Here is a 16,339-nt window from a genome sequence, read left to right as displayed (position 1 = left end):
TTACTCTGCGGTATGAGCGTCAGTGGCGCAGGCAGGCTTTCCCGCCGCGTATTTGAGACTGGGGTCGACCAGCGCATCAAAGCGTTTCAATGCTTCGGAGCCAATCAGCAGCGGATATTGGAAAGTGCTGCGGTCAGTCAAGTTCACTTCGATGCTGCGTAAAGCGGTACCCATGCAGATATCCAGGGCAATCACCGGGCGGGCGGTGTACTGCTTGCCTTCATCGGCGTCGTAGTCGTCGGCGCGACGCTTGATCTTGCTGACGCGCTCCAGGGGACGTTCGATGGGGTGGGAATGTGCGGTGTCGATGGCCAGGTAGAAGCGCACCCAGGATTCGCCGTTGCGCTTGAAGCGCTTGATGTCCCGCGCACTCAGCGATGCAGTCTTGGCGCCGGTGTCGAGTTTGGCGGGCACTTGCAGGTCAATGCCGGCCAGATGGGCGTATTCGTTGAGGCCATACACGGTCTTCTCGGCAGCGAAGCCAAGACCGGGCAGCAACGATAGGCAAAACAATAGGGAGAAGGGCTTGAGTCTCATAAATCCTGACGCGGTGCAGTGCGATGTTCAATTCAAGGCGACTGGCATTGCTGCGCAAGCTCCCTCGTGCGCCTTTTCATCCAATGATGTCAGGCAAAAGCGGCGGGCATTCTAACATGAAGGTTTTCTGACGCCAGCGCTGGCAGGCGGCCATGCCCTCAAGGTATGCAAAGGTGGTTATTAGACGATTGTCGACAATGTGTATTTATTCTTTGACTCTTTTGGGTTAATTGGCTAGTTTTTGCGACATTGCTTTTAAAGGTGTCGACAATATGCTGGATCAATCGGAAGCCCCAGTGGTGGTGTCGGACGAATCCCAGACAATGTCGGAGAACGTCTTCCGCCGTATCCAGGCCGCCATCGTCAAGGGCGAGATCGCCCCCGGCAGCAAGATCTCCGAGCCGGAACTGGCGCGCACCTATGGCATCAGCCGTGGCCCGCTGCGCGAGGCCATCCACCGTCTGGAAGGCCAGCGCCTGCTGGTGCGCATCCCTCACGTTGGCGCGCGGGTTGTTTCCCTCAGCCATGCCGAACTGATCGAGCTTTACGAAATCCGCGAATCCCTGGAAGGCATGGCCTGTCGCCTGGCCGCCGAGCGCATGACCGATGAAGAAATCGAGGAGCTGCGCCAGGTGTTGCACACCCATGAGCGCGATGCCGCATTTCAGGCCGGCGTCGGCTACTACCAGCAGGAAGGCGACTTCGACTTTCATTACCGGATCATCCAAGGCGCCGGCAACCGCACCTTGACCCAAATGTTGTGCGGCGAGCTGTATCAACTGGTGCGCATGTACCGCATCCAGTTTTCCGCCACCCCTAATCGTCCACGCCAGGCCTTTGCCGAACATCACCGGATTCTCGACGCGATTGCTGATCGCGACGGCGAACTGGCCGAGTTGTTGATGCGCCGTCATATCGGCGCTTCCAAACGCAATATCGCGCGTCACTTTCCAGAGTGCGCCCCCTAGAGAGGTGAGTCATGAGTTCCCATAACAAAAGCACTCCAGGCCAGCGTTTCCGTGACGCGGTCGCCAGCGAACAGCCGTTGCAAGTGGTTGGTGCGATCAACGCCAACCATGCCTTGCTGGCCAAACGCGCCGGTTTCAAGGCGATCTACCTGTCGGGTGGCGGGGTGGCCGCAGGCTCCCTGGGCGTGCCGGACCTGGGCATTACCGGCCTGGATGACGTACTGACCGACGTACGCCGCATCACCGACGTGTGCGACTTGCCGTTGCTGGTAGACGTGGACACCGGTTTCGGTTCCTCGGCGTTCAACGTGGCGCGCACCGTCAAGTCGATGATCAAGTTCGGCGCAGCGGCGATCCATATTGAAGACCAGGTGGGCGCCAAGCGTTGCGGCCATCGTCCTAATAAAGAAATCGTGTCACAGCAGGAAATGGTCGACCGCATCAAGGCCGCTGTCGATGCCCGCACCGATGACAGCTTTGTGATCATGGCCCGTACCGACGCCCTTGCGGTGGAAGGTTTGGAGTCTGCCCTGGAACGTGCCGCCGCCTGCATCGAAGCCGGCGCCGATATGGTGTTCCCGGAAGCCATCACCGAGCTGGAAATGTACAAACTGTTCGCCTCGCGGGTGAAGGCGCCGATCCTCGCTAACATTACCGAGTTCGGTGCGACCCCGCTGTACACCGTCGATCAACTGAAATCTGCCGATGTTTCCATCGTGCTGTACCCGCTCTCGGCATTTCGCGCCATGAACAAGGCCGCCGAAAACGTCTACACCGCGATCCGCCGCGACGGGACCCAACAGAACGTGATCGATACCATGCAAACCCGCATGGAGTTGTACGATCGCATCGACTACCACACTTTCGAGCAGAAGCTCGACGCGCTGTTCGCCGCCAAGAAGTAAGGCGCGCGGCTCCCAAATAAATTCAAGATTGGAGAAGACAATGGCCGAAGCAAAAGTACTCAGTGGAGCAGGCCTGCGTGGTCAGGTGGCCGGGCAGACTGCACTGTCCACCGTGGGCCAAGCCGGTGCCGGCCTGACCTATCGCGGTTATGACGTGCGCGAACTGGCTGCCGATGCGCAGTTTGAAGAGGTTGCCTACCTGCTGCTCTACGGCGAACTGCCGACCAAATCCGAACTGGCAGCCTACACCGCCAAATTGAGCAAACTGCGCGACCTGCCCCCAGTGCTGAAAGAGGTACTGGAACGTATCCCCGCTGACGCGCACCCGATGGACGTGATGCGTACCGGTTGCTCGTTCCTGGGCAATATCGAGCCGGAGAAAGACTTCTCCGCCCAGCATGATGTCACCGACCGCCTGTTGGCCGCGTTCCCTGCAATCATGTGTTACTGGTATCGCTTCAGTCACGACGGCAAGCGCATCAACTGCGTGACCGACGAGCCTTCCATCGGCGGGCACTTCCTGCATCTGTTACACGACAAGAAGCCGAGCGAGTTGCACGTCAAGGTGATGAACGTCTCGTTGATCCTCTACGCCGAGCACGAATTCAACGCGTCGACCTTCACCGCACGGGTTTGTGCTTCGACCTTGTCGGACCTTTATTCCTGCATCACCGCGGCCATTGGCGCATTGCGCGGCCCGCTGCACGGCGGCGCCAACGAAGCGGCGATGGAAATGATCGAGCGTTTCGCCTCTCCTGAAGATGCGGTGAAGGGCACCCTGGATATGTTGGCGCGCAAGGACAAGATCATGGGCTTCGGCCACGCGATCTATAAAGACAGCGACCCACGTAATGAAGTGATCAAGGGCTGGTCGAAAAAACTCGCGGACGAGGTGGGCGATAAAGTGCTGTTCCCTGTCTCCGAAGCCATCGACAAGACCATGTGGGAGCAGAAGAAATTGTTCCCCAACGCCGACTTCTACCATGCCTCGGCGTACCACTTCATGGGCATTCCGACCAAGCTGTTCACGCCGATTTTTGTCTGCTCGCGCCTGACCGGTTGGGCGGCGCATGTGTTCGAGCAGCGTGCCGGCAACCGCATCATCCGTCCGAGCGCCGAGTATGTCGGCGTTGAGCAGCGCAAGTTCGTGCCAATCGAACGTCGCTGAGCAGTGGGAATCTGAGGCGCCGGATTTCATGGTTGGAACCGGTTCAATGTGGGAGCCGGGCTTGCCCGCGATAGCGGTATCACTGTCGACAGAAGTGTTGAATGTGAGTCAGTCATCGCGGGCAAGCCCGGCTCCCACAGGAACCGTGTTCATCCAGGCCAATGCCGCAGGTTTTGCTGTATCCCTTACCGTGACCGAGTCCTGACGATGAACACTGAACACCGCAAACCGCTGCCCGGCAGCCGACTGGATTACTACGACGCCCGTGCAGCTGTCGATGCAATCACCCCCGGCGCCTATGCCACCTTGCCGTATACCTCCCGTGTGCTGGCAGAAAACCTGGTGCGTCGCTGCGACCCGACGACCCTCAACGCGTCCCTGAGCCAACTGATCGAGCGCAAGCGCGACCTCGACTTCCCGTGGTTCCCGGCCCGCGTTGTGTGCCACGACATTCTCGGCCAGACCGCTCTGGTGGACCTCGCTGGCCTGCGCGACGCCATCGCCCTGCAAGGCGGTGACCCGGCCCAGGTCAACCCGGTGGTGCCGACCCAACTGATTGTCGACCACTCCCTGGCCGTCGAAGCCGGTGGTTTTGATCCCGATGCGTTCGAGAAAAACCGCGCTATCGAAGACCGCCGCAACGAAGACCGTTTCCACTTTATCGAGTGGACCAAAAAAGCTTTCAAGAACGTCGACGTGATCCCGCCGGGCAACGGCATCATGCACCAGATCAACCTGGAGAAAATGTCTCCGGTGATCCAGGTGCGTGACGGCGTGGCGTTCCCCGACACCTGCGTCGGCACCGACAGCCACACCCCGCACGTTGACGCCTTGGGCGTGATCGCCATCGGCGTCGGCGGCCTGGAAGCCGAGAGCGTGATGCTCGGCCGCGCCTCGTGGATGCGCCTGCCGGAAAGCGTCGGTGTCGAACTGACGGGCAAGCTGCAGCCGGGCATCACCGCCACCGACATGGTGCTGGCGTTGACTGAGTTTCTGCGCCAGCAAAAAGTCGTCGGTGCCTGGCTGGAGTTCTTCGGCGAGGGCGCCTCCAACCTGACCCTCGGCGACCGTGCGACCATCTCCAACATGGCCCCGGAATACGGCGCTACGGCGGCGATGTTCTATATCGACCAGCAGACCATCGCCTACCTGAAACTCACCGGCCGTGAAGACGAGCAAGTAGCATTGGTGGAGCAATACGCCCGCCACACCGGCTTGTGGGCCGATGACCTCAAGGGCGCGCAATACGAGCGTGGCCTGACCTTCGATTTGTCTTCGGTAGTGCGCAACATGGCGGGTCCGAGTAACCCTCACGCCCGCGTCGCCACCAGCGATCTGGCTGCCAAGGGCATCTCTGGTCAATGGGACGACGTGCCCGGACAAATGCCCGACGGCGCCGTGATCATCGCCGCCATCACCAGTTGCACCAACACCAGTAACCCGCGCAACGTGATTGCCGCAGGCCTGCTGGCGCGCAACGCCAACACGCTGGGCTTGACCCGTAAGCCGTGGGTCAAGTCGTCCTTGGCGCCGGGTTCGAAAACCGTGGCCATGTACCTGGACGAAGCCGGGCTGACCACCGAGCTGGAGCAATTGGGCTTTGGTGTCGTGGCGTTTGCCTGCACCACGTGCAACGGCATGTCCGGCGCGCTCGACCCGGTGATCCAGCAAGAAATCATCGACCGCGATCTGTACGCCACCGCTGTGTTGTCGGGTAACCGCAACTTTGACGGGCGTATTCACCCGTACGCCAAACAAGCATTCCTCGCGTCGCCGCCGTTGGTGGTTGCCTACGCCATTGCCGGCACCATCCGTTTCGACATCGAGAAGGACGTGCTGGGCCTGGATGCGAATGGCAAGGAAATCCGCCTTAAAGACATCTGGCCGAGCGACGAAGAAATCGATGCAGTGGTCAAGGCGTCGGTCAAGCCGGAGCAGTTCCGCAAGGTCTACATCCCGATGTTCGCCATCCATGAAGACACCGGCCCGAAAGTCGAGCCGCTGTATGATTGGCGTCCACAGAGCACCTACATTCGCCGTCCGCCGTACTGGGAAGGTGCGTTGGCCGGTGCGCGTCCGCTCAAGGGTATGCGCCCGCTGGCGGTGCTGCCGGACAACATCACCACGGATCACTTGTCGCCATCCAACGCGATCATGCTGGACAGCGCCGCCGGCGAATACCTGGCCAAAATGGGCTTGCCGGAGGTCGACTTCAACTCCTATGCGACGCACCGTGGCGACCACCTGACCGCTCAACGCGCCACCTTCGCCAACCCGAAACTGTTCAACGAAATGGTCGTGGAAAACGGCAAGGTCAAGCAGGGTTCGCTGACGCGTCTTGAGCCGGAAGGCCAGGTCACGCGGATGTGGGAAGCCATCGAAATCTACATGGAACGCAAGCAGCCGCTGATCATCATTGCCGGCGCCGACTACGGTCAGGGTTCATCCCGGGACTGGGCGGCCAAGGGCGTGCGCCTGGCCGGTGTGGAAGCGATTGCCGCTGAAGGTTTCGAGCGCATTCACCGCACCAACCTGGTGGGCATGGGCGTGTTGCCGCTGGAGTTCCTGCCAGGTACCGACCGCAAGACCCTGAAGATCGACGGCAGTGAAACCTACGACGTGATCGGCGAGCGCACCCCGCGTGCGGCGTTGACCCTGGTGATCAACCGCAAGAATGGCGAACGTGTCGAAGTGCCGGTGACCTGCCGCCTGGACACCGCCGAAGAAGTGTCGATCTACGAGGCGGGCGGCGTATTGCAACGCTTTGCCCAGGACTTCCTGGAATCGGCAGTGACCGCCTGACAACTGCGGCCGGGGCGTGTGCCCCGGCCCATGAGGAAAACCATGGCACACGTACCTCAGATCAAGATTCCCGCCACCTACATGCGTGGCGGTACCAGCAAAGGCGTGTTTTTCAGCCTCAAGGATTTGCCCGAGTCGGCCCAGGTTCCGGGTGCCGCGCGGGATGCTTTGCTGTTGCGGGTGATTGGCAGCCCCGATCCCTATGACAAGCAAATCGACGGCATGGGCGGCGCGACGTCCAGCACCAGCAAAACCGTAATTCTGGCCAAAAGCACCCGCGCCGATCACGACGTCGACTACCTGTTTGGCCAAGTCTCCATCGACAAGCCGTTCGTGGATTGGAGCGGCAACTGCGGCAACCTGTCGGCGGCGGTGGGGTCTTTTGCCATCAGCAACGGCCTGGTGGATGCCGCACGTATTGCGCAAAACGGCGTGGCCGTGGTGCGGGTCTGGCAGGCCAATATCGGCAAGACGATCATCGCCCACGTGCCGATCACCGACGGCGCGGTGCAGGAAACCGGCGACTTCGAACTGGACGGCGTGACCTTTCCAGCGGCCGAAGTGCAGTTGGAGTTCATGGACCCGGCGGCGGAAGAAGAGGGCGGTGGCGGTTCGATGTTCCCCACCGGCAACTTGGTGGATGACCTGGAAGTACCCGGTGTGGGTACCTTCAAGGCGACGCTGATCAACGCCGGGATTCCTACTATTTTCATCAACGCCCAGGACCTGGGTTACACCGGTACCGAGTTGCAAGGCGCGATCAACAGTGATCCGAAAGCCTTGGCGATGTTCGAGACCATCCGGGCTCATGGTGCGTTGCGCATGGGGTTGATCAAGCACCTGGACGAAGCGGCCCAGCGCCAGCACACACCCAAGGTCGCGTTTGTGGCTCGGCCTGCCGACTACGTAGCGTCCAGTGGTAAGGCGATCAAGGCGGCAGATGTTGATCTGTTGGTACGGGCGTTGTCCATGGGCAAGCTGCACCACGCGATGATGGGCACGGCGGCGGTGGCGATTGGCACGGCGGCGGCGATTTCCGGAACGCTGGTGAATCTGGCGGCCGGTGGTGTGGAGCGCAATGCGGTGCGGTTTGGGCATCCTTCCGGGACGCTGCGGGTGGGGGCCGAGGCGAGCCAGGTGGACGGTGAATGGGTCGTCAAGAAAGCCATCATGAGCCGCAGCGCGCGGGTATTGATGGAAGGTTTTGTGCGTGTGCCGGGCGACGCGTTTTAAGTATTGATCCATCAGGCAGACACCAAGATCTGCCTTTAAAAACACATCAACCCTGACCCTGAGGATGGACCAACCCCTAACTCTTTGGAGAACTGCCATGAGCGCCAACGTCGACCAAAACAACCGCCCCGACTACGACCAGGTTCTGCAGGACATCGCCGACTACGTCCTGAATTTCAAGATCGAATCCCGCGATGCCCTGGACACCGCCCGCAACTGTCTGATGGACACCCTCGGTTGCGGCCTGCTGGCCCTGCGTTTCCCGGAGTGCACCAAGCACCTGGGGCCGATCGTTGAAGGCACGGTGGTGCCGTTCGGCGCTCGAGTGCCGGGCACCTCGTTTCGCCTGGACCCGGTCAAGGCGGCGTGGGACATCGGTTGCATCGTGCGTTGGCTCGACTACAACGACACTTGGCTCGCCGCCGAATGGGGCCATCCTTCCGATAACCTCGGCGGGATTCTTGCGGTTGCCGACCACCTCTCGCAAAAACGTGTGGCTAATGGCGATGCGCCGCTGACCGTCCGTACGGTGTTGGACGCGATGATCATGGCCCACGAAATCCAGGGCGTGATCGCCCTGGAAAACTCCTTCAACCGCGTCGGTCTCGACCATGTGCTGTTGGTGAAAGTCGCGTCCACTGCCGTCACCGCCAAGCTGATGGGTGCCAATCGTGAGCAACTACTGTCGGCGCTGTCTCAGGCGTTTGTCGACGGCCAGGCCCTGCGCACTTATCGCCATGCGCCGAATGCCGGGTCGCGCAAGTCGTGGGCGGCTGGCGATGCGTCCAGCCGTGGCGTGCGCCTGGCGGACATCGCCATGCGTGGCGAGATGGGCATTCCCGGGGTATTGAGCGCCCCACAATGGGGCTTTTACGACGTGCTGTTCAGCCACACCAACAAAGACCTGGCGCTCAAGCCCGAAGACAAGCGAGCCTTCAGCCTGTCCCAGCCGTACGGCACTTATGTGATGGAAAACGTGCTGTTCAAGATCAGCTTCCCGGCCGAGTTCCACGCGCAAACGGCCTGCGAAGCGGCGGTGACGTTGCATCCTCAAGTGAAGAACCGTCTGCATGAGATCGACAAGATCGTCATCACCACCCACGAGTCGGCGATTCGTATCATTTCCAAGGTGGGCCAACTGGCCAACGCCGCCGACCGCGACCACTGCATCCAGTACATGACCGCCGTGCCGCTGGCGTTTGGCAATCTGGTGGCCGAGCAGTACGAAGATGAGTTCCACGCGGCTCACCCGATCATCGATGAGCTGCGGGATAAAATGGTCATTGTCGAAGAGCCGCGTTACAGCCGCGAATACCTGGAAGCCGACAAGCGTTCTATTGCCAACGCGGTGCAAGTGTTCTTCAAGGACGGCTCCAGCACCGAGCAGGTGGCGGTGGAGTACCCGATTGGCCATCGCCGCCGCCGGGTGGATGGTATTCCGCTGCTGGAAGACAAGTTCAAGGCCAACCTGGCGACGCGCTTTACCGCCCAGCGCAGTGCCGAGATCTTTGCCTTGTGCAAGGACCAGGCTCGGCTTGAGACGACCCCGGTGAATCGGTTTGTCGATCTGTTTGTGATCTGACAGACGCCGCCCAGGCATCACTCAAACCGCAAAATCACCCGTCGGTTGTGCTTGCTCTTCTTCTCGATTTTCTCGCAAAAAACCCGGCCGATTTCTTCGGTGTTGATCACATGGGTGCCGCCACAGGGCTGGATGTCGATACCGGCAATTTCAATCACCCGCACGGCGCCCTGGATCACCGGCGGCGCCACCGCCTGGGTGCGGGTGATCTGCAGCAAGGTGGAATATTCCGATGCCGGCATCGACAGGGTCTTGACCTCATGGGCCTGCTCGATCAGTGCGTTGAGGTCGCGGGTGATGCTGTCCTTGTCGAGGGTCATTTCCGGCAAGTCGAAATCCAGGCGCCCCTTGTCCGCGTTGATACTGCAGCCGGTCACCGGGGCATCGATGATCGAACACAACAGGTGCAGACAGGTGTGCATCTTCATGTGTTGGTAGCGCCGCTCCCAGTCCAGGTTAGCGTCCACCTGTACGCCGGCGCACAGCTGGTCAGGGCGTTGTTCTACTTGGTGCCAGATGATCGAGCGTAATACCGGGTCCCGTACTGTTCCGATCACCTCCACCCGGGCGCCATCGGCGAGGATGAAGTGACCGGTGTCCCCAGGTTGCCCACCGCCGGTGGGGTAGAACAGGGTGTGTTCCAGGGCGATCCCTTGCTCACTGACGGCGATCACCCGGGCACTGAAGGCGTTCTGATAAGGCGCACTGTCAAACAGCGCCAGGGTTTCCATTGTGTGCACGGACATGTTCAACCTCCGACGATCAGTGGGCTGACTTGCAGCAAATGACGAACCATTGCGCTCAAGCCAGGGGGAGACAGCAGGGTGATTTCAAACTCGGGACCGCAGACTTTCAGGTTGATCGGCAAGCGCGGCGGGTGGCCGGTCGAGGCGACGTGACGCAAGCGAAACTGCAGGTGATGACGCTCCTTGACCGTGGGTTCCAGCAATACGCCGGCCAAGGGATGGAAGTCGGCGTCCAGCACCGTCACTTTGTGGCTGGCGTTGACCTCGCCAACCACGTGCAGGCGTTCGTTGAGGGCGAAGGCGCCAAGGTAGTTACTGTGATCGGACTCGTCGTTTTTCTGCAGTTGAATCTGGTTAACCACTTTGACTTTGGTGCCTGCCGGCACATCCTGTGTGATCACACAGGCCGGGCTGATGAACACGTTGTCGCCGATTTGCACATAGCCCAGCACCCTGGCGCCTGCGCCGATTTCGACATTGTTGCCCAGGCGTGGATGACGCTTGCCGTCGGGGTTGTTGGCGATGCCGCGCGCACCCAGGGTCACGCCGCAGAGGATGTAGCAGTCGTTGCCGATCTCGCAGGTTTCGCCGATGACGGTGCCATAGCCGTGATCAAGCACGAAGCGCCGGCCAATCCGCGCGGCAGGATGGATTTCGGCACCGGACAGGATCTTGCCCTGGTTGCTCAGCTTCAGGGCCATAGCGCAAAACGCACTGTTGTGTTGCTCGTGGAAACTCCACACCCAATGAGCCAGCCGGTAGAACAGCACCGCCTTGAACGAGGCGTAGGACTCCAGGATCAGCTCGGCGCGTCCGCGAGACGCTGGGTCGCGATAGGCATAGGCGATCAGGTCCTCGGCCACGGCCTGCGCTGCCGTCTGGATCAGCGGCGCCAGGTGCGCCTGCAACTCCTGCACCTGTGCAGGTGAAAGAGTGGTGATGAGGTGGGTGAGCAACTCATCGTGCAATTGTTGCATGTCGATAAAGCCTCCCATGGAGGCACCCCCGCATTCTTGTTGTTTAAGAGCGATCGTTATTCGAAACAGGGTAAGTAGCTGTCCGCACTGTCGTAGACCATGGTCAGGACGACGGTCTCGGTGGGCAGTTCCGGTGCGAGCTTGGCAATGGCCACCATATTGGCGGCCGAAGACAGCCCCAGGCTGATGGCATCGGTGCGCATGATGCGTTTCATCATCGCCAGGCATTCCTCCCGGGAGACCTTGATCATGCCGTCCAGCACCGCCAGATTGAGGATGCTCGGGATCAAACCGATAGACAGGCCCTGGATATGGTGCGGCGCATGTTGATCACTCAGCAGGTCGCATTCCTCGGGTTCTACGCCCATTACGCGCACGGCCGGCCAGGTGGCCTTGAGGGTTTCACCAATGCCAGTGATGTGGCCACCGGTGCCGATGCCGCTAACGAAATAGTCCACCCGCCGCTCGCCAAACGCACGGATGATTTCCCGGGCGGTGGTGTCACGATGGGTCTGCGGGTTGGCGCCGTTGCGCTGTTGGTTGAGCATCACAAAGCTGGGGTTTTCCAGCTGTAGCTCCATGCATTTTTCGCCATGGGAATTGTTGCCCAGGCGGCTGTCCGACAGCACTACCTTGGCGCCGTACAGGCGCAGCAGCTTCTGCTTCTCAGGGCTGTAGTTGTCCGGAATCACCAGCACCACTTTGTAGCCCAGCACGTTACCGGCCATCACCAGGCCAATGCCGGTGTTGCCACCGCTGGGCTCGATGATGGTTTGCCCGGAACCACGGATCAGCACGCCCCGGCGTTCGGCGTCGAGGATCATCCCCAAGGCGATGCGCGCCTTGTGGCTGCCACCGGGGTTCAGCGACTCCAGCTTGGCGAAGACCTCGATGCCGAGGTCTTCGGAAAATTGTTCAAGGCGCACGATGGGCGTCTGGCCAATGGCGTCAAGTATCGAGTTATGCAACATCAAGTAGGAACCCATGGCCGGCAGTCAGTACAAAGGCATGTCGGGTTCGACGTCGCGAACCCAGTGCTTCATGCCACCTTGCAGTACTTTGGTGTTAGCGAAACCGGCCGCCAGCAAGGTGCTGGCGGCCTGCTCGGCCCTGGTCCCGGCGTAGCAGATCAGGTAGTGGGTGTTGTCTCGGCTCAGGCTGTCGAGTTGCCCGTCGAGTTCGGCCAGGGGGATGTGCAACACCCCGGGCAGCTTGCAGACTTCCAGTTCGCTGGCGTCCCGCACATCCAGCAGGATGTCGGCGCTTCTGTGTTGTTCGAGGAGTTGCTTGAGAACGCGTGGTTTGATGTAGCGCTCTTCGGCCAGGGCCGGGGCGGTGGCGACCGCGTCAGCACACACGGCGGCGGCCGGTTGTTCATTGCGGCGCAGTTCGGAGCAGCACGGGCAGTCAGCACGGCGCTTGAAGCGGATTTCGCTGAACTTCATTGCCAGGGCATCGAAGCGCATCAATCGGCCTGACAAAGGTTCGCCAATCCCGATCAGCAGCTTGATCGCCTCGGTGGCCTGGATCATCCCGATCACACCCGGCAGCACGCCGATCACACCGCCGGAACTGCAATTGGGTGCCAGCTCTGCCGGTGGTGCGTGGGGAAACAGGCAGCGATAACACGGGCCGCCTTTGTAGTTAAGAACGCTGATCTGGCCGTCGAAACGGTAGATGGCGCCGTACACCAGGGGTTTACCCAGTTGCACGCAGGCGTCGTTGACCAGATAGCGGGTTTCAAAATTATCGGTGCCGTCGATCACCAGGTCATAGGCGCCCACCAGCTCCAGGGCGTTGTCGGCATTCAAGGCTGTGTTGTGGGCATTGATCTGGATGTGGCTGTTCAGGTCTTGCAGGCGCTGTTTGGCAGACTCGACCTTGGACATCCCCAACGTGCTGTTGCTATGGACGATTTGGCGTTGCAGGTTGCTGCTTTCCACCACGTCAAAGTCCACCAGCCCCAGGGTGCCGATACCGGCTGCCGCCAAGTACAGGCTGATGGGCGAACCCAGGCCGCCGGTGCCGATGATCAGCACCTTGGCTTTTTTCAGGTTCAACTGGCCTTCGCGACCCACGCCGGGAAGGGTGATATGGCGCACGTAGCGCTGCACTTCTTCATTGCTCAGTTGGTCGACGTCCATGCCACCCGAGGTGGCGAGCAGGACTTCGATTTTTGCCGACTCGGGCAACCGTTCATCGGCCTCAATCAGCTCTTCCCCGGCGGTAAACAGGAAGTGTTCCTTGAGCTGGTTGTTTTTCTCGTGGAACAGATGCGCACGCAATTGCGGGTAGCTGTCGCAGAGGTTTTCAATGACTTCGCGCAATGTCGATCCGGCACCCTCAAGGGTCGATTCGGGCAGCTTGGCCACACGCACCAGGATGTCGGGGAAAGATACAGCGTTCATGCACAACTCCATTTGCAGGTCGTTGAAGGGTTTGCGGGCAAAGCTGCTGCCATCCCAGGCAAACAGCTTTGAACCTTGGGGCTTGGCCTGGCGAACATCCACCACCAGGTAGCTGACGGGGTAGATCGGTTCGCCCATGAACAAGGCTTTGTCTTGGTCCTCGTCGCTGAAATAGGCACCGACGTCAGGATGGGAGTGGTAGATCACTACCACCGGGTTATCACTGCGAAAAGCCTTGTTCATCATCAGCGTATCGGCCACCGCGAAGGTGTAACCGTTGGCTGCACTGCGTGGGTACATCTCTGGATTCTTGCGGTGCAATTCATTCTGGATATTGCTGCCCAGGTACACGCTGCCATCCGCGAAGACGAAGCCGCAACACTCTTCGGGGTAGGTGCGGCTCGCGTGGGCGTAGATCTGGTCCAGGGCGGAAGGGGTGAGGGCGTTCATGTCAGTTTTTCTTGGCCAGGAGCTTTTCGACGGGCAGTTTGGTGATCGCAAAGCCGGCCAGCAGGATCGCCGAGTACAGCATTAGGTCCTTGGAAATTTCCACGCCTTCGTACCAGGCGCCGATGATCACGGCGAATACCGGGAAAATGATAAAGACGAAAGACAAGATAATTGGGCTCAGGCGCTTGAGCAGCATGAAATACACGATAAAACCACCGACCGACGCCACCAGCCCCAGGTAGAACAGGGCGCTCCAAGAGCGCAGGGTGATGTCTTCGAATGTTGGGGTTTCAAACCACAGCCCGGCGAGAAACAGCATCAGACCGGCGATGCCAATGGGTAGGGTGTTGTAGGTAATGACGCTGATGGCACTGCCTTTTTGCTTGGTGATGACATAGCACAAGGCATGCATGATCGCGGCGGCGAGAATCGCCAGCACTCCGAAGAACTCGGCATGGTCAAGGTGCAGGCCCTGGCTCTTGATGATCATGTAGAGGCTGGCGAAACCGATGCCGATGCCGACCACTTGGGAAAAGTAGATGCGCTCACGCAAAAACAGCGCAGAAAAAATCAGGATGAATACGGGCATGCAACTGAACAGTAGGGCGGTGAGGCCGGACGAGACATGCATCTCGCCGTAGTTGAGCAGGTAATAAGGAACACTGAAGTAGGAAAGGGTCACGAACACGAAGAACCAGCGACTCTCCCGAGGGAACAGGATTGGCTCGCGGCGCACCATGGCGAAACACAGGAACAGCGGGAAGGCGATCAGGAAGCGCAGGCCGGCCGAGGTCAGCGGCGGCACACTCTCCACCGCGATCTTGATCCCCAGCCAGGTGGTTCCCCAGCTCAGGCAGACAATCAGAAACATCACACTGGTGATCAGGCCGGCCAGCCACTGTTTGCGTGTTTTTGTTTTTTCAGTGTTTTCTAAGACGGCGGACATTGGCATCGTGACATTGCTTCCCTGATACGGAATTGACCTCTATATTGAGATCCTTAATCCGGTGATTGAACCCGTTAAAGCACACTATTTGGGCGAATGATGACTGTCAAAACAAATATTGACATGGTGTCAATTATGCGTGAGGGGCTGTCCAGCGGTCAGGGCGTCAAGTACAAACGCCTGTCCGATGTCATGGAGCGGGGCATCCTTGAAGGCTTGATTGAACCGGGACGAAAACTGCCGCCCCATCGGGTGCTTTCCGACAATCTGGGCGTCACCATCGGTACCATCAGTCGGGCCTACGGTGAGCTGGAACGCCTGGGTTTGGTGGTGGCGCGGGTCGGCGATGGCACTTTTGTGCGCAAGCGTGGGATGGAGCGCCAACGGGATGAGGGCTTCCGTAACTTCAGCGAGGAGCCGCGGCAATACTTCGACATGAGCCGCAACATGCATATCCCGGGGCAGGAGACGACATTCCTGGCGCAGAGCTTTCAAACCCTGGCCAATAACGGCAAGTTCTTGCAGGACATCAGCGCGTACACCCCGGATGCCGGTTTGCCCCGTTACCGCGCTGCCGGCGCCCAATGGCTGACCCAGCGCGACTTCTATCCGATTCCCGAGCAGGTGATTTGCGTCAATGGCGGCCAGCACGGGCTGTTGTGCGCCATGATGGCGTTGTTACGGGCCGGGGACACCGTGGTAACGGAACAACTGACCTACCCAGGGTTGATCACTGCCGCGCGCATGCTTGGCATACGTTTGATTGGCCTGGAGATGGATGACGAAGGGCTGCTACCGAGTGCGGTGGATGAGGTCTGCCGCAATCACCGGGTGTCGGCCTTGTACTGCACGCCGACGATCCAGAATCCTACGACGGCGGTGCTGTCGGTCGCCCGGCGTGAGGCGTTGGTCAAGGTCTGCCGGGAACACAACTTGCTGATCCTCGAAGACGAGGCCCATGGCGTATTGGTGGAAGACCGGCCGCCACCGCTGAGCCATTTCGCCCCGGAACGCACGATTCTGATCAGCAGCCTGAGCAAGGCGGTGTCGGCAGGCTTGCGTGTGGGTTACGTACATGCACCACCAGCGCTGGTCAGTCGTATCTCTGCGGCCCTGCGTTCTACCTGCTGGATGGCGACGCCAGTGACCCTGGAACTGGCCACCCAATGGATCGAAAACGGCACGGCGGAGTATTTGCTGCACCAGCAAATCAACGAGATCAGCCGACGCAAGGCGCTGGTTGAAGGCCTGCTGGCCGGCCTTGAATACCGTACTCACCTCAACAGCCCACATTTTTGGATCGAAGTCCCGGAGCCTTGGCGGGCCTCGGAAATCGAGGCCGAACTCAAGCAGAACAATTACCTGATCGCGACGGCGGAGGCGTTTGCCGTCGGGCAAACCGCAGTGCCGCAGTTTATTCGGGCGAGTATCTGCAATACGTCCGGGGATGATCAGTTGTTGCGGGAGGGGTTTGATGCCTTGGCGACGGCGTTGGGACAGGGCGGGGGGCGGTTTCATTTATAGGCGGGGACCGAGTTATCGTTCATCGCAGGCAAGCCAGCTCCCACATTCACCGCGTCGTATCGTCGAACTCGGTTAACTGTGGGAGCTGGCTTG

The 16,339-nt window shown here is 60.0% G+C and carries 13 protein-coding genes; 7 read left to right on the top strand and 6 right to left on the bottom strand.

The window, feature by feature from the left end; all coding sequences use genetic code 11:
- Complete coding sequence (locus HKK55_RS16720; RefSeq protein WP_169355693.1) at positions 1 to 537, bottom strand: ATP-dependent zinc protease; 537 nt, start codon at positions 535 to 537, stop codon at positions 1 to 3.
- A 275-nt stretch (positions 538 to 812) separates the two neighbouring features.
- Here HKK55_RS16720 and HKK55_RS16715 point away from each other — a divergent pair, with 275 nt between their 5' ends.
- From HKK55_RS16715 to prpD, 6 genes are all read left to right on the top strand, one after another.
- Positions 813 to 1,505 carry a GntR family transcriptional regulator gene (locus HKK55_RS16715; RefSeq protein ID WP_178128885.1) on the top strand — a complete coding sequence of 231 codons (693 nt, stop codon included), beginning with the start codon at positions 813 to 815 and terminating at the stop codon, positions 1,503 to 1,505.
- An 11-nt stretch (positions 1,506 to 1,516) separates the two neighbouring features.
- Positions 1,517 to 2,410 carry a methylisocitrate lyase gene (gene prpB, locus HKK55_RS16710; protein ID WP_169355691.1) on the top strand — a complete coding sequence of 298 codons (894 nt, stop codon included), beginning with the start codon at positions 1,517 to 1,519 and terminating at the stop codon, positions 2,408 to 2,410.
- A 40-nt stretch (positions 2,411 to 2,450) separates the two neighbouring features.
- Positions 2,451 to 3,578 (top strand): 2-methylcitrate synthase, encoded by a 1,128-nt coding sequence (gene prpC, locus HKK55_RS16705; protein WP_169355690.1) that lies wholly within the window; start codon positions 2,451 to 2,453, stop codon positions 3,576 to 3,578.
- Between the two features lie 207 nt (positions 3,579 to 3,785).
- Entirely contained in the window at positions 3,786 to 6,380 is a 2,595-nt protein-coding gene (acnD, locus tag HKK55_RS16700) for a Fe/S-dependent 2-methylisocitrate dehydratase AcnD (RefSeq protein ID WP_169355689.1), read from the top strand.
- Positions 6,381 to 6,422: 42 nt separating this feature from the next.
- The gene (gene prpF, locus HKK55_RS16695; protein ID WP_169355688.1) at positions 6,423 to 7,613 is read left to right on the top strand and encodes a 2-methylaconitate cis-trans isomerase PrpF; all 1,191 of its coding nucleotides are present in this window, start codon (positions 6,423 to 6,425) and stop codon (positions 7,611 to 7,613) included.
- Between the two features lie 97 nt (positions 7,614 to 7,710).
- Positions 7,711 to 9,195, top strand: a complete 1,485-nt coding sequence (gene prpD / locus HKK55_RS16690; protein WP_169355687.1) for a 2-methylcitrate dehydratase — start codon at positions 7,711 to 7,713, stop codon at positions 9,193 to 9,195.
- 17 nt (positions 9,196 to 9,212) lie between these two features.
- Here the strand turns inward: prpD and HKK55_RS16685 are convergent, their stop codons facing one another.
- Genes HKK55_RS16685 through HKK55_RS16665 form a run of 5 tightly spaced genes read right to left on the bottom strand, consistent with a single transcriptional unit; the run spans position 9,213 to position 14,671 of the window.
- Positions 9,213 to 9,941: an alanyl-tRNA editing protein gene (locus tag HKK55_RS16685; RefSeq protein ID WP_169355686.1), complete on the bottom strand. Its 729-nt coding sequence runs from the start codon at positions 9,939 to 9,941 to the stop codon at positions 9,213 to 9,215.
- Between the two features lie 2 nt (positions 9,942 to 9,943).
- Complete coding sequence (locus HKK55_RS16680) at positions 9,944 to 10,936, bottom strand: serine O-acetyltransferase (protein ID WP_169355685.1); 993 nt, start codon at positions 10,934 to 10,936, stop codon at positions 9,944 to 9,946.
- A gap of 38 nt (positions 10,937 to 10,974) precedes the next feature.
- Positions 10,975 to 11,889, bottom strand: coding sequence for a PLP-dependent cysteine synthase family protein (locus HKK55_RS16675; RefSeq protein WP_169357886.1), 915 nt, complete (start codon positions 11,887 to 11,889; stop codon positions 10,975 to 10,977).
- A gap of 24 nt (positions 11,890 to 11,913) precedes the next feature.
- Positions 11,914 to 13,776: a molybdopterin-synthase adenylyltransferase MoeB gene (gene moeB, locus HKK55_RS16670; protein WP_169355684.1), complete on the bottom strand. Its 1,863-nt coding sequence runs from the start codon at positions 13,774 to 13,776 to the stop codon at positions 11,914 to 11,916.
- Between the two features lies 1 nt (position 13,777).
- Complete coding sequence (locus HKK55_RS16665; RefSeq protein ID WP_169357885.1) at positions 13,778 to 14,671, bottom strand: DMT family transporter; 894 nt, start codon at positions 14,669 to 14,671, stop codon at positions 13,778 to 13,780.
- A 186-nt stretch (positions 14,672 to 14,857) separates the two neighbouring features.
- Here HKK55_RS16665 and HKK55_RS16660 point away from each other — a divergent pair, with 186 nt between their 5' ends.
- Positions 14,858 to 16,246, top strand: coding sequence for a PLP-dependent aminotransferase family protein (locus HKK55_RS16660; protein ID WP_272902571.1), 1,389 nt, complete (start codon positions 14,858 to 14,860; stop codon positions 16,244 to 16,246).
- Positions 16,247 to 16,339: the final 93 nt, after the last annotated feature.

Source organism: Pseudomonas sp. ADAK18 (genome assembly GCF_012935695.1).
Classification (GTDB): Bacteria; Pseudomonadota; Gammaproteobacteria; order Pseudomonadales; family Pseudomonadaceae; genus Aquipseudomonas.
The sequence above is the reverse complement of the archived record's forward strand: the minus strand, read 5'-3'. Positions and strand labels throughout refer to the sequence as shown.